Here is a 13,200-nt window from a genome sequence, read left to right as displayed (position 1 = left end):
CACAATCCGCCCTATTAAAAGTAACTAATGTACGCTTTAAAATCCCCCATTAACTAGCTCTTTTATCGAGTTCAGTTTTGCAGAAAGCTCAATAAACCATTCTTCATCTCCTGTTAATAACGCAAGGTCTATAAGATAAAGGATTTGCTCCTTATTGATTACCTTTGATTCAGGGAGTTTGTTAACGTGTTTACTAAAGAGTAAAATCGCTTCGTTTTTTGTGTACTTATTGTCACGTTTCACAATACTAACTGTAACTATATCTTCTACGTCATCAAGTGATGCAATGTAACCAAGTATAAATTCACCTTCATTTGATATTCCACGAACCCAATCTCCCACTTTTAAAACATGATTATTATTTGACATCATACTTTTTCACCTTCTTATAAATATTTTTTGTGATGATAAAAAAGATATAAAAACTAACTTAAACTGTAATGTTTTTCATTACATTTAATTTTTAAGAACTCACGGTTATATAATAATTAAGCCGCTTAACGTTCTTGATTAATAAGATCAACAACTTCTTTCATTGTATAATTCTTTAAATATTCACCTAGATGTTCTTCCGCACCTAAGAAAATAGCAAAAAGAACTTTCCGCATGTTCGAACCTACAATACACTGATTATTTGATTCTGGACACTTCGGCTGCAATGCACCTTCTGAAGTTATTTGATAAATATGCCAAAGGTTCACTTCACCTAAATCTCGAGCAAAAATAAAACCTCCACCAGTTCCCTCTTTTGATTGTATAAACTTATGTTTTTTTAACAAACTTAGCACTTTGCGAATGCGCACTGGATGAACACCTGCACTTTCTGAAATAGCACTACTTGTTGACATCCGGTCTGGCTGTAAAGCTAAATAAGTTAAACTGTGAATGGCCAAGGTAAAGTCACTGTTCATTGTTTTCCTCCTACGATAAAAAATATGATTTCTCGCTTAGTAACATACTGTAGCCATAAATATTACAGATAGGTTAGTCAAACGTTAAAATATATAAGAAGCATGCTTAGCATGAAAAAATAAATTCCTTTATATTCTATCAGAACTCCCCTATATCTCCTAACTTCATTTAACTTTTTAAGTTGCAAATAGATTTAAACAGTCCACTGTTTCTTAACTTGTTCTTCTGCCAATTGTTTAATTTTTGTCCAAATCGTATCTTTACTCACAATAACATTTGTGTGATAGTTTCTATCTTTATAATTAACTGTAACACATACTTCAATCACTTCTGTTTCCTCCTTTCAAAATATTACTTATTAATTAGCCATTTTTTGCAATTCAATATTCAAAAATGTTCGAACGCTACGCGGTAAAAATTTGCGAATTTCTTCCTCATTAAAACCAACTTGTAATCTTTTTTCGTCCAGCATAATTGGACGACGTAACATTTGAGGATACTCAATTATTAATTTATAAAACTCATTAAGCGAAAGCGCCTCAATATTTATATTTAATTCCTGAAAAGTTTTAGATCTAGTTGAAATAATTTCAGTTGCACCCTCTTCAGTTAAACGAAGAATGGATTTAAGTTCATCGACTGTAAGAGAATTGGATACGATATTTTTTTCGGTATAATCAATTTGATGTTCTTCAAGCCATGCTTTTGCTTTTCGGCATGAACTACAGCTTGCTGTCGTATATAAAACCACCATATTCTACACACTCCTTTACTTTTTAAAATTATTATATAGATTATTGAAATGTATTAAAAAAAATTACAGTTTAAAATGAAATACACGTTATATTATTTATTCGAGAATATTTAATTTATCTGTTTTTTTACAAACGATAGCAACTCACTTCTAAAAACTATACTGTAATTTTAAACTTTACAGTTCTTATAATCAACTGTTAAGTCTTGGATGTATTCCATTAGCGGAACAAATCATTTTCTTTTGTTCGAACATCCCATAGTGTTACGGCTAACCACTTCCCCATGCACTTTAAAGTACATTTTATCCCGCTATTTGTGCAGTAACACTCCCGCCTCAAAATTCGGCAAGAGCGAAAAAGTTAGGTCGAAGTCGGGCTCCCCTTAATAACCCGATTGGTAAGGTCTAATTATATTTCACTTTATTCATTTCTTTCTTACATGTGCTACTATGAAATATATTTAGCATAATAAAAGCTACTGCATTGAATACAGCAGCATTGTAGGAGGAAATACGCAAACAAAAAAGCAAAGCGCGCACACTTTGCTTCTTACAAAATCTCTTTTAACTTTTTACCAATTAACTCCGCTAAATATTCATAACCTTGTCGGCCAAAATGTAAACCGTCTTTTTCATCATCTTCTACTAATCTTTTATACTGAGGCTCTTGAATCATTTCAGCATACAAATTTAGAAAATAGCTTCCTGTTTCTTTCGCCACTTCCTCTACTACGTCTGCATACTGACCAAGCACTTCATTTGTTCTACTATGCTGTCTTTCCTCATCAACTGGGGCAGGACTAATAAGCAGTACTTTATCTGACGAAATCTGTTTCACAATCTTCTCTAGGTTTTCTTTATATACTTGTAATGTCACTTGTGAAAATGAAACTGCATCATTCGTACCAAGAAAAACCGTAACAAAATCTGGTTTATATGATAATACATCTTCTTCAATTCTATGTAACGCATCGAACGTATTATCACCTGGAACACCTGCATTCACTACTTTCCAATTCGGGAACATCTCTTGCAAACGTGGCGTTAACCTCGGCGTTCCATTAAAAAATGTTTCATCAGCTGTAATACTATCACCGAAGCATACTAACGTTTTCATAGAGCTCACTCTCCTTTTACGTATGAAATAACTTTCCTTCTACTGCCTTAATATATCTTTCTGCAGAACGTTCCACTGCCTCATTTGCATTCTCTTTTACTACTCGATGAAAAGCGTTGTATAACCGATTAAACTGTAACGGCTTCACTCGATTCACCATTTCTTCCACTTTTCTCGCTGGTAATGGAATTAAGTTTGGATAGCTATACATAAAGCTTACCCATCGCTCATCCGCTACAACTTGAATAATATCACCTGTTAACAAAATACCTTTCCCATCATTTCCTTCTTCCCAATGTAAGACAGAACCGCCACTAAAATGTCCTCCGAGACGATGAATAGTAATTCCGTCAGCTAATTGTAAAGACTCACCAGACCAATAAATAATACGACTACTCGGACGCATCACCCACTCTTTATCATCTTCGTGTATATAAATTGGTACATCAAATGTCTCTGCCCATTCTACTTGCGTTGAATAATAATGTGGATGAGACAATGCAATTGCATCTAATCCGCCAAGCTCTTTTATTTTCGCAATCGTCATTTCATCTAAATAAGTAATGCAGTCCCATAGTAAACGATATGATTCTGTTTTCACTACAAATGCCGTTTGACCGATCGCAAACCCTGGTTTTGTCGTAATACTATAAAGCCCATTTTCTTCTTCGATTATTTCATTTTTATATGTATCACTCGTTTGCAAGTTTTCTAAAGTCGTCCAAGACTGCCCTTTCGGATTAACATATTGCCTTTCTTCATCACAAATATGACAACTCACCGGTTCCTCTACACTCGCTGCATACTGCACACCACATGTTGTACAAACGTAATTTTTCATAATAAATTCCCCTATCCCTAATTTTTTATTAAGCTGATTTTTGTTGATAATGATCTGCTTTTTTATTTTCAATTAATAAACTTATAAAAGTAAGTAAATAAACAGCTGTAACCGATAATGGAATTACAGTAAATCCTTTTTCTGCAAAAAGAATCCCACAAACTGACGTTACGAATACAGTCCCTACCGACAATACACCATAACTTTTGCTTTCATAAATCCATACGTACGGGATAAAATGAACACCTATTAACATCGCTACTACAAAAGGTAACCATTCTGGAAATTGAAAATAGGCAAGTAATACAAGCGGAATATTTAATACATTTATCCCACCAATTAATCCTGCCAAAATCCCTAACGGATTTCCTTTCGCAAACATATCAATTTTCAATATAGCAGCTATCATTAAACCGAAAGGAAATACACATCCCATACCAATTAAATATACCCACACAACTTGTTTTTCCGGAAGAACAAAGCCCGTTATACTCATAACTATCCAAAATAAAACGCCTGCTAATATAATTGGTAAGCCTCTCTTCGTTTTTATTGCTAAATCCTTTTTCGCTTCTGCAACATTCATCTCACCATCTCCCCAAAAATATTTGTGCTATAAAGTAGTCTCAACCTCACCCATCCAATAACGCCAAGCTTCCAAGTAATCTTCTAAATCTTTCGGATGGTGTCTTAAACATGTATCTATACGCAAATATAATCCTATGACTATTTCTTCATATAAATCATGGTCTTTTCTATGAAATACACACTGTTTCATCGCATAATTAATTGTTTCTTTTGTTACATCTTCCGGAGTTGAACAGAACGCGTAAATTAAATCGTATATAGGATTTCCTAACACTGGTAAGGGATCAATTACTCCATGTAACCTATTCTCTTGAAATATAAAATTATGGAATCCGAAATCGCCATGCAATAAAAAAGGCTGATTTATTCCAGTCCCCCTATTTGGACTATTTGCTAACTTAAGAACTGTTCTATACTCTTCCTCACCTATGTAACGTCTTACATTTTCATAAGCTTCCATCACATTTGTCGTTAAAAATTCATTCCAAGATTGAACCGGACTTTCTTTCCATCCCCAGCCATATGCCTCTGGAATCATTTTATACTTATTGATAACTTCTTTTACAAGTGTACGAAGCGTACTTCGTTTATATCCTTGTTCGCACGAAATACTACCTTCAAGAAAAGAATACACAATATACGTATGGAAAGGTTCCTTATACAAAAGCTTTGAAAACAAAGTATTCCCCTCATAAAAAGAAAGAAAATTAGCTTCTTCACGTATTACTTCCGCTTCATTCAGCTTTACAACATATTTTCCGTCCAATAAATATACCATACTTGTCGTTCCTCCGTTCAACACTTTTATGCTATTTGGATAATGTGAAATCACGTTCTCCTTAACTAGTTGTGCAGCAATTATTGAAATGTCCATTCCCTCACCCTTCAATCCCGAAGATTCCCTCAATTCAAAAGACAACTTTACTATTATTTGACAAACGAATAGGAAACCCCTTCCAAAATCTTAATATAACAAAAATTCATTCACTTTTATATTTCAAAAATAAGGAAATACTAACAACAACGTTACATACATATAGGAGGACACCATGAAACCTGAATTTTTAAAAGCTGTACATGATGCAATCGGAAATGTCGAACACATTCATATAGAAGAAAGCGGTGCCGACAGCTTGCTTATCCATCATGATGATGCAAAGCAGTTACAACAAGTTGCTGAAACGTTAGAAAATAACAATTTTCGCTCTGCTTTAAGAACAACTGGAGATGCTTCGTATATTGAAGTATTGAACAGATAATAAAAGTCCGGATGTATGCCGGGCTTTCTTTTTTTATATTAAAACTTCAAACTCTTTCACATATACCGCTGTTCCAGCAATATCAATTTGTAAATTATCATTTTCTACATAATTCCTTTATTTTCAATATTACACCAAAAATACACAAAAAGTTCCAAATACCCACAATATTCACTAACAGAATTATAAAGAAAAAACCCAGTTATGCTTTGTACATAACTGGATTCATCATCATCATCATCTAATCGCTTTTATTTTACAAATACATCTTCTCTTAATTCCCTCTTCAACACTTTCCCTAAAGCATTTTTCGGTAATTCTTCCATAAATACAACTTTGGGTATTTTATAACTTGCTAGTTTTTCTTTACAATGCTGTATAATTTCTTCTTCCATTAAAGACGTTTGCATATCTTTTACAATGTACGCAGTCGGAACCTCACCCCAAAAGTCATCCGGAACCCCAACTACTGCAACTTCTAGAACACCATGTATTTCATGAATAACATCTTCTACTTGATCTGGATATACGTTGTCACCACCGCGTATGATAACGTCTTTATATCTTCCCATAATATGCAGGAATCCGTCGTCATCTATCATGCCAGCATCGCCCATGTTAAACCAATTATCTTTTACTACCTTCTTTGTCGCCTTTTCATTATTCCAATACCCTTTAAACATGTATGGACTTCTTACATGAATTTCGCCAACTTCATTTGTTGTTAGTTCATCACCTGTTTCTGGATGAACAATTTTCAGCTCTACATGTTTCAAAGTTTTCCCTACAGAAGACATCTTTTCTTTTCCCATCATTGGATGCCATGAAGTTACAACCCAACCTTCTGTACTCCCATAACCTTGTACCATGTATATTCCTTTTTCCATATATTTTTGAATGAGTGTTTCTGGCACTTTTGTACCACCGCTTTGCGCTACTTTAAAAGTCGAAATGTTACGTTCTTTTTTATTTAACTCATCAAGCATGTAGCTATAAACAGCCGGGAATGCAAGCATCGTAGTAATTTTCTCTTCTTCAATCGTATCCCAAATCAGACTAGGATTCGAATCTGCTAAGAAGATCATCGTAACGCCATGATAAATACAATTTAAAATAGAAAGCACGCCACTCATATGAAATAATGGATGCACGGATAAAAAGCGTTCACCCGCTGGTATTTCTCTTTGTCCTGCAATCTCAGCAAAATAGTGATGTAAGTTTTTATGCCCAATCACACACGCTTTTGCCTGTCCAGTCGTTCCTGAAGTAAATAAATAAATCGCATCATCCTCTTCATGAACTTCTACATTCGGCTCTGTATTTGGCTGTTCTTGTAATTTAAGTTCAAATAAACCAAAACCTTCTTCTGTCGTTTTAATTACATAAGGAATTTCCTTAACAGCATCAATTTTTAATACAACTTCATTAAATTCTTCATCAATAACTAATACTTTTAATTTTGCTTCCTTTACAATCGTTTCTAATTCATAAGCAGTAAGCTGATGATTTAGCGGAATACATACAGCTCCAATTTTTAAACTTGCCATCATAACGCTTGGAAATGGATGATTATTTTTGCATAGTATTCCAATACGATCTCCTCTTTGTACACCTTTATGTAACAAATAGTGTGCAAGCTGATTTACTCGTTCATTATATTGCTGAAACGAATACCTTTTCTCTCCCCCTACAAGCGCTTCCAAATTTGGTGATTGCATTGCTCTTTTTTGTAATAATTTTTGCATCGTTCTCAAGTAAAACTCCCCTTTATATATGTTAGGTTTTTTATTTTACCAGATTAACTATTAATTTACTAAAGATTACACTTAGTGAATATAAATTCAATAAAAATAGCCATCTACTTAACAAGTAAATGGCTATTTCCTCTTATACATTAGAATACTCCTTATTCATCACATAGCGCACATACTCCGGTGCACTTTTATCAATCTCTTCATCACTTAATTTATATTCGGCACCATATAAATAAAATGAAGGTATAAATTTCATGTCTGTATATAAGCACGTAGCTTGAAATGGTTTCGTTAATTCACCCATTGTGATTCCACTATTTTCATAGTCTTTTTCTAATCCCCCTATAGAAATAGCTACACCAAACTCTTTCCCTTTCACTTTATCCCCTTTTGATCCGTAAGCAAATCCATATGTTAATACATCGTCAAACCATTTTTTCAATAAAGGTGGTGAGCTATACCAATAGAGCGGAAATTGAAATATATATCGGTCGTGCTCTACTAACAGCTTTTGTTCCTCTTCCACATTAAACTCCCAATTTGGTGCCACTTTATATAATTCATGCACCGTAATTTCATCCGAATATTTCTCAAGTTCTTCAATCCATCTTTTGTTAATTTTTGATTTTTCAATATCAGGATGTGCTACAATTACAAGTGTTTTCATCATCTTCCATCCCCCTTAGAAATTATTCAATCCTTTACGTATTAGTATGAATGATTTACATATAATTGAAAAGTACGTACTTTAAAGTGCTATAGGAACCTTAAAGTACCTGTGGAGGTGTTATATGAATCAAAATGAAGACTGCCCAATTGCAACGACACTCGATGTAATCGGTGGAAAATGGAAAGTTCATATTTTATGTGTTTTGATGGATGGAAAAATGCGAACAAATGAAATCCGACGAGAAATCCCAAACATTACACAAAAAGTTCTTACACAACAACTTCGGCAACTTGAAGCTGACGGGATTATCCATCGTACTGTATATCAAGAAGTACCACCAAAGGTTGAATACACAATAAGTGACTACGGGAAATCTTTAATGCAAATTATGGATGAACTATGTGAATGGGGAAAAGATCATCAAATGAAAAGGTTACATGACTAGAAAAGTACTATACACTTTGTTTAATCCTCTACGTTTATATTTTGTATTTTTATAAAGTTTATTTTTATCGTCTTTAGGCTAACTTGTTTTCTTAGATTGATGGACGTGACCCCACATCCATCAATCTAAAAAGATATAATTAGAAAAATGAAATTTCTATAAAGTTCCGCATATAAACACTGCTTCCCCTCATTAAACGCTCGCCCTATTTTTTCGAATTTCAATTGTACGTAAGCTATAAAGGAGCGCCCCTAAACCGAGAATTTTTTCATTATTAGACGCATTAGAACCTAATGTAATAGTAGGTACATTTAAACCAATGAACCTTTCACTCCATTCTATAGGCATATATCCTTGCTTACCGATTGCTAATGTACGCCCATCTATTGTACGAAGCGTACTTTGAATAAAATCAAACTCAACTTCTACATCGGACAATTTTGTGGCTTTATCAGTCAGCAAAGTACCTCGTATCATAGTAAATCCTTGTATCATTTTTTCTTTAAACATACCTATCTGATTATAATTTGAATCATAGATTACCCAATCATACCCGTCCACTTCAGTATGAAAATAGGCTAGAATTTCCCCGCTACTCGTTTCTAGTCCATAAACATCTTTATTATGTAAAAAAGGTATTACTGAAAAAAGAATGTTAGATGAAACCATCTTTGTTCCTGCAACATATCCGCCATCAGGATGATATAAACCATATTGCTTGTTCCGCTTAGGTAATTCTAATACGACAAAAGTCTCCACATCCCAAAACGTCATATTACTTTTCACCGTATTCTTTTGTATCAAATCCCCTTTTCTTACCTGCCAAAATCCAATTCCAAAAAAGATAGAAGAGGCGATAACAAAAAAGATAATCTGCCCCCAATTAACATATCCCCAATCGTCATATACAGCGCATAACGCAAGAATAAAAATACCCGTTCCAATTAACAGTTTAAACTTCCCTTTTCGCTTATAGTAATCAAATAATTCCATTTCTTTATTTCCACCCCTTATTTGTCTTTCCTATCTCTTAATATATCAAAAAATTAATGATATCCTCTATCCTAAGATTGTTATTCTCCACTACGAAGTGGAAACAACAATCTTGAAGTGGCAAAAGTTTTACTAGACAACAATATTGATATGGAATTATTTATTACTATACAATCTAAACAGTCACTCTTTAAGCTAAGCTTAACAATATCTCTTTTGTACGTTTATCCGTTACTTCATAATAAATTTCTAACCCTTTCCGAGTACCTGTAACGACTTTAGTAGCTTTTAGTTTAGATAAATGTTGACTAATTGTACTTTGAGGCATTTGTAACATTTCATACATTGTCGTTACGTTAATAGGGCCTTTTGCAAGCATTATTTTTACTAATGATAAACGGACAGGATGTGCCAATACCTTCAATACTTCAGTGATTTCTTCATACATTTCTTTCATATTTTTTCTCTCCTTTTATATAAACATTAATGATATCCATATATATAATTCGAAAGGATATACGATTTTGTGTCCGTCATTTTAAAAAAATATTAAAAAATCTCTTCAGATGGAAAGAATCCCCCTCTGTTCAATATTCTATAGATTTTTCTTTCACTCGATATTATGTGGTAGGAACTTTCCTTACTGAGACCCTCTTCCATTGTTCTCTTACTGATGTCCATTATTCCCTTGCGATCCTCTTCCGTTATTCTCTTGCTGATTCTCACTATTCCCTTGCGATTCTCTTCCGTTGTTTCCTTGCCCATTTCCATTATTCCCTTGCGATTCTCTTCCGTTGTTTCCTTGCCCATTTCCATTATTCCCTTGCGATCCTCTTCCGTTGTTTTCTTGCTGATGTCCATTATTCCCTTGCGATCCTCTACCATTGTTTTCTTGCTGATGCCCATTATTCCCTTGAGACCCTCTACCATTGTTTTCTTGCTGATGCCCATTATTCCCTTGAGACCCTCTACCATTATTCTCTTGCTGATTCCCATTATTTCCTTGGGAACCTCTTCCGTTGTTATCTTGATTATTTCCATTATTTCCTTGAGACCCTCTACCATTATTCCCTTGCTGATTCCCATTATTTCCTTGGGAACCTCTTCCGTTGTTATCTTGATTATTTCCATTATTTCCTTGAGACCCTCTACCATTATTCTCTTGCTGATTTCGATTATTTCCTTGCTGCGATCCTCTTCCGTTGTTCTCTTGCTGATTTCGATTATTTTCTTTTATTTGCTTCGGTTGTTGTTCCTTAGATTGCTTTTGTTCTATATACTCTCCCTTCTCGTTGCTTTCTTCTTTTACAGAAGATGCGTCAGAAGATGACTTTTGTTGTTCTTGATGAGACGGCGGTGCAGGTGGCGTAAGCGATTTTTCCTTCTCATTCTCTTGTTTTATATAAACGCCTGTTCCAACTCCTGCTTTCTTGGCATCCTCCCGCATTTGCATCGTACTGCTTTGATATTCGACTGTAATATGTTTTATCTCATACTCTTTCTTTAATTCCTGCATAGCCTTTTCCAACTGCGGTTCTAACGACTTGTCCTTTGCAACAGCTGTTAGCATAACTTGCTTATCATTCGTTAAATATTTATCCTCTTGACTTTGCTTTATAATCGTACGTATTACGTCTTGCAATTGTTTATTTTCCCATTGCTTCAATTCTTTTAAAATACGCCTTCCATCATCATTACAAGCCCGCAAATCTATAACACGAAGATCCTTCGTTACGCTCGCCTCTAAACTTGGATTTATATCAACTGAAACGTAAGCAAAAGCTTTTTCTTCCGGTTGGTTGTAGAAAAACAGGAGCACACATAGAAAACAAGCAACAAGTATTGATGCAGGCTTTAAAAAAGGCGGCATTGTAAAACGCGGTGACCTTTGTTCTTCTTCATCAAACGAGATTTCCTCCCCAATCATGTAAGAGTGCGCTTTTCTTTTAAACATAATAAACTCTCCATTTGGAGTTAATACAACTACGTTATGCTTTTTTATATCCATCACAATTCCTTTATTCATCATGCTTTTCCCCTCTTATGTAATCAAGAATATATGTATAGTTGTTTGCAAAGATAATACACATTGCAATAATGTATTTTCTATGTCGCTCCAACGTTTTACGACTTACCCTAACACGTGGTTCAATATGTTTTAGGGGTAATTTTTTCTTTCGGAACAGCTCTTCCATCATTTCAGCTTCTTTTATAATCATCTTTACAATTTCTATTAAGTGCTCACGCGTGTCACGATGCTTAGGAGATTCTTTCGCAAGCTCTGAAAATGTGATTTTAAACTCAGCTAACACACTTTGAAAATGAAGAATTTCTTCCTTACGGTTACTATTTTCCATCTCTTTCATATACTCCGTAAGCGATACTTGCATTTCTAACATTTCCTCTTGCTCATCTTCTTTTAAAAAGACAAAGTTATGCTTAGACTCCTTGCGTATATAGTCAATTACATCTCTTTTTATAAGAAGATCAGCAAACGCTAGAAAAGATTTCCCTTTTTTATATGAATACTGTTCAATTGCTTCGTTAAACGCAAACAGTCCAATACTATATTCATCATCCTGTTCTGTAATATATCGGCGACAGACAGACGATATTGATTTTCTAATAAAAGGCTGATACTGTACGATAAATGCTTCCTTATCTCCTCCGTTGTTTTGTATGTTATATACGATATCTTCTATTTTCGGTTTTCTTAGGATCTTCATTACTAAACTCAACACTAGTAATCTCCCAGCCTCCTTCAAATAACAAAAAGGCCACTAAACAAGTGACCATTTAACCACATTTTGTTAGTACTTTTCATTTGGGTTGTCTTCTTGCTGTTAGTTATATTTTTCGAGTCTAACTTTTTCAACGTTTTCTTAATGATTTTCCTTTTCTCTCGGCACTAAAGTTAAGTTTTTATTTTTATCTACTTTCTTATTTTCTTTCGCTTGTTTTGCTTGCTCTTTTTCTATTTTATCTGCAATCCTTGAATAACTCTTCTCTATATGATTGGTAATTTCATCCTTGTCTTTCGGATGCCCCACTTAATCTAGTAATTTTATTAATACTTCGATATTCTTTCATAGTCATTTTTCTTCTATTTATTTTTTCACTATATATATTCGGAGGAATACATAGTTTTATGGGGGTCAAAAAATATTTTTTTATAAAATATATATTTATTTCAAAAATAAAAAACGTTATTCTTTCTAAACAAGCTAAACTATTAGAAAGAATAACGTTTTTTATTAAGTTGATAGGTATAGTCGGCAGCTCTATAACAAATACATGCTTTTACAATTCGTATTAGTTAAATTAATATTTTATCCGTTGTTGTATTTCTTTAAAACGAGCATGTATAAATTTCTGGATGTCCGTGTGATCCTTATATAAAGTAACCGTATACATGATGGAAGATGCAAGAATCGTAGACCATATTAACCAATCTCCAGCATGAGAAAGAACTTTAATTATTTCACTTGTAAATTGTTCCTGCCCGTCATGAAATGTCGATACGAGGGAATTAAGGTTGAATAATAATAAAATTACAATCCTCCCTAAAAGCATAATAATCCATCCAATAATATACGAATAGCCACCAACACTACATAATTGATTATTATGATGAAAAACTTTTACTCTCTTAACTTGCCAAAAACCAACTATCGCTCCTAATATAAGCAAGCTTATTAATTCAATTGTTATTATAAAGTCCAATTTATTTGGAAGACCCATATAAGTTCTAATGATAGCCATGATTGGTATACCAAGAAGATCAAAACTATCTACTTTCTTTGGGATAAGCTGCCTAATGATCAATACGATAACGACTACAAGAATAATAATAAAAACTTTATTCAT

Annotated in this window: 18 protein-coding genes; 2 read left to right on the top strand and 16 right to left on the bottom strand. The window is 33.8% G+C overall.

The window, feature by feature from the left end:
* Positions 1–36 precede the first annotated feature (36 nt).
* The 8 genes from QCI44_RS10820 to QCI44_RS10785 all read right to left on the bottom strand — a co-directional run bounded on the left by QCI44_RS10820 (position 37) and on the right by QCI44_RS10785 (position 5,086).
* A complete protein-coding gene (locus QCI44_RS10820) occupies positions 37–372 on the bottom strand; it encodes an IDEAL domain-containing protein (protein ID WP_016086992.1) in 336 nt (111 codons plus the stop codon).
* A 125-nt stretch (positions 373–497) separates the two neighbouring features.
* Positions 498–911 (bottom strand): Rrf2-family transcriptional regulator SaiR, encoded by a 414-nt coding sequence (gene saiR / locus QCI44_RS10815; RefSeq protein ID WP_016086991.1) that lies wholly within the window; start codon positions 909–911, stop codon positions 498–500.
* 194 nt (positions 912–1,105) lie between these two features.
* Positions 1,106–1,240 (bottom strand): BA3454 family stress response protein, encoded by a 135-nt coding sequence (locus tag QCI44_RS10810; RefSeq protein ID WP_000573513.1) that lies wholly within the window; start codon positions 1,238–1,240, stop codon positions 1,106–1,108.
* A 30-nt stretch (positions 1,241–1,270) separates the two neighbouring features.
* Positions 1,271–1,666 (bottom strand): transcriptional regulator SpxA, encoded by a 396-nt coding sequence (gene spxA / locus QCI44_RS10805; protein ID WP_016086990.1) that lies wholly within the window; start codon positions 1,664–1,666, stop codon positions 1,271–1,273.
* Positions 1,667–2,216: 550 nt separating this feature from the next.
* Entirely contained in the window at positions 2,217–2,783 is a 567-nt protein-coding gene (locus QCI44_RS10800) for an SGNH/GDSL hydrolase family protein (protein ID WP_016086989.1), read from the bottom strand.
* Between the two features lie 16 nt (positions 2,784–2,799).
* Positions 2,800–3,624: an MBL fold metallo-hydrolase gene (locus QCI44_RS10795; protein WP_016086988.1), complete on the bottom strand. Its 825-nt coding sequence runs from the start codon at positions 3,622–3,624 to the stop codon at positions 2,800–2,802.
* A 28-nt stretch (positions 3,625–3,652) separates the two neighbouring features.
* Positions 3,653–4,210, bottom strand: coding sequence for a DUF7010 family protein (locus QCI44_RS10790; RefSeq protein ID WP_016086987.1), 558 nt, complete (start codon positions 4,208–4,210; stop codon positions 3,653–3,655).
* A gap of 27 nt (positions 4,211–4,237) precedes the next feature.
* Complete coding sequence (locus tag QCI44_RS10785) at positions 4,238–5,086, bottom strand: phosphotransferase family protein (protein WP_353811119.1); 849 nt, start codon at positions 5,084–5,086, stop codon at positions 4,238–4,240.
* Positions 5,087–5,261: 175 nt separating this feature from the next.
* On the opposite strand from QCI44_RS10785, the gene QCI44_RS10780 reads away from it, so the two are divergent.
* Positions 5,262–5,471: a hypothetical protein gene (locus tag QCI44_RS10780; protein ID WP_016086985.1), complete on the top strand. Its 210-nt coding sequence runs from the start codon at positions 5,262–5,264 to the stop codon at positions 5,469–5,471.
* 251 nt (positions 5,472–5,722) lie between these two features.
* On the opposite strand, the gene QCI44_RS10775 is transcribed toward QCI44_RS10780, so the two are convergent.
* Together QCI44_RS10775 and QCI44_RS10770 are read right to left on the bottom strand one after the other, a co-directional pair.
* Positions 5,723–7,225: a class I adenylate-forming enzyme family protein gene (locus QCI44_RS10775; protein ID WP_016086979.1), complete on the bottom strand. Its 1,503-nt coding sequence runs from the start codon at positions 7,223–7,225 to the stop codon at positions 5,723–5,725.
* A 133-nt stretch (positions 7,226–7,358) separates the two neighbouring features.
* Positions 7,359–7,892 (bottom strand): NAD(P)H-dependent oxidoreductase, encoded by a 534-nt coding sequence (locus QCI44_RS10770; RefSeq protein WP_016135036.1) that lies wholly within the window; start codon positions 7,890–7,892, stop codon positions 7,359–7,361.
* A 124-nt stretch (positions 7,893–8,016) separates the two neighbouring features.
* Here QCI44_RS10770 and QCI44_RS10765 point away from each other — a divergent pair, with 124 nt between their 5' ends.
* Complete coding sequence (locus tag QCI44_RS10765; protein WP_016086977.1) at positions 8,017–8,340, top strand: winged helix-turn-helix transcriptional regulator; 324 nt, start codon at positions 8,017–8,019, stop codon at positions 8,338–8,340.
* Between the two features lie 192 nt (positions 8,341–8,532).
* Here the strand turns inward: QCI44_RS10765 and QCI44_RS10760 are convergent, their stop codons facing one another.
* From QCI44_RS10760 to QCI44_RS10735, 6 genes are all read right to left on the bottom strand, one after another.
* Positions 8,533–9,333 (bottom strand): hypothetical protein, encoded by an 801-nt coding sequence (locus QCI44_RS10760; protein ID WP_016135037.1) that lies wholly within the window; start codon positions 9,331–9,333, stop codon positions 8,533–8,535.
* Positions 9,334–9,523: 190 nt separating this feature from the next.
* Entirely contained in the window at positions 9,524–9,790 is a 267-nt protein-coding gene (locus QCI44_RS10755) for an ArsR/SmtB family transcription factor (RefSeq protein WP_016135038.1), read from the bottom strand.
* Between the two features lie 210 nt (positions 9,791–10,000).
* Entirely contained in the window at positions 10,001–11,359 is a 1,359-nt protein-coding gene (locus QCI44_RS10750; protein ID WP_353811118.1) for an anti-sigma factor domain-containing protein, read from the bottom strand.
* Positions 11,352–12,074 (bottom strand): RNA polymerase sigma factor SigI, encoded by a 723-nt coding sequence (gene sigI / locus QCI44_RS10745; protein ID WP_016086973.1) that lies wholly within the window; start codon positions 12,072–12,074, stop codon positions 11,352–11,354. The genes QCI44_RS10750 and sigI overlap by 8 nt, the downstream gene beginning before the upstream one ends.
* Before the next feature lie 141 nt (positions 12,075–12,215).
* Positions 12,216–12,383, bottom strand: a complete 168-nt coding sequence (locus QCI44_RS10740) for a hypothetical protein (protein WP_170959992.1) — start codon at positions 12,381–12,383, stop codon at positions 12,216–12,218.
* Between the two features lie 271 nt (positions 12,384–12,654).
* Positions 12,655–13,200, bottom strand: coding sequence for a hypothetical protein (locus QCI44_RS10735; RefSeq protein WP_088084031.1), 546 nt, complete (start codon positions 13,198–13,200; stop codon positions 12,655–12,657).

The sequence above is a fragment of the Bacillus cereus group sp. RP37 genome (genome assembly GCF_040459695.1).
Lineage (GTDB): Bacteria > Bacillota > Bacilli > Bacillales > Bacillaceae_G > Bacillus_A.
Note: the sequence above shows the minus strand (reverse complement) of the source record. Positions and strands in the feature narration are given on the sequence as shown.

Excerpts from the sequence above, each read along its gene's own strand:
- QCI44_RS10820 (WP_016086992.1), bottom strand. The coding sequence starts at position 372 with ATGATGTCAAATAATAATCATGTTTTAAAAGTGGGAGATTGGGTTCGT.
- saiR (WP_016086991.1), bottom strand. The coding sequence starts at position 911 with ATGAACAGTGACTTTACCTTGGCCATTCACAGTTTAACTTATTTAGCT.
- spxA (WP_016086990.1), bottom strand. The coding sequence starts at position 1,666 with ATGGTGGTTTTATATACGACAGCAAGCTGTAGTTCATGCCGAAAAGCA.
- QCI44_RS10800 (WP_016086989.1), bottom strand. The coding sequence starts at position 2,783 with ATGAAAACGTTAGTATGCTTCGGTGATAGTATTACAGCTGATGAAACA.
- QCI44_RS10795 (WP_016086988.1), bottom strand. The coding sequence starts at position 3,624 with ATGAAAAATTACGTTTGTACAACATGTGGTGTGCAGTATGCAGCGAGT.
- QCI44_RS10790 (WP_016086987.1), bottom strand. The coding sequence starts at position 4,210 with ATGAATGTTGCAGAAGCGAAAAAGGATTTAGCAATAAAAACGAAGAGA.
- QCI44_RS10785 (WP_353811119.1), bottom strand. The coding sequence starts at position 5,086 with ATGGACATTTCAATAATTGCTGCACAACTAGTTAAGGAGAACGTGATT.
- QCI44_RS10780 (WP_016086985.1), top strand. The coding sequence starts at position 5,262 with ATGAAACCTGAATTTTTAAAAGCTGTACATGATGCAATCGGAAATGTC.
- QCI44_RS10770 (WP_016135036.1), bottom strand. The coding sequence starts at position 7,892 with ATGAAAACACTTGTAATTGTAGCACATCCTGATATTGAAAAATCAAAA.
- QCI44_RS10765 (WP_016086977.1), top strand. The coding sequence starts at position 8,017 with ATGAATCAAAATGAAGACTGCCCAATTGCAACGACACTCGATGTAATC.
- QCI44_RS10760 (WP_016135037.1), bottom strand. The coding sequence starts at position 9,333 with ATGGAATTATTTGATTACTATAAGCGAAAAGGGAAGTTTAAACTGTTA.
- QCI44_RS10755 (WP_016135038.1), bottom strand. The coding sequence starts at position 9,790 with ATGAAAGAAATGTATGAAGAAATCACTGAAGTATTGAAGGTATTGGCA.
- QCI44_RS10750 (WP_353811118.1), bottom strand. The coding sequence starts at position 11,359 with ATGAATAAAGGAATTGTGATGGATATAAAAAAGCATAACGTAGTTGTA.
- QCI44_RS10735 (WP_088084031.1), bottom strand. The coding sequence starts at position 13,200 with ATGAATAAAGTTTTTATTATTATTCTTGTAGTCGTTATCGTATTGATC.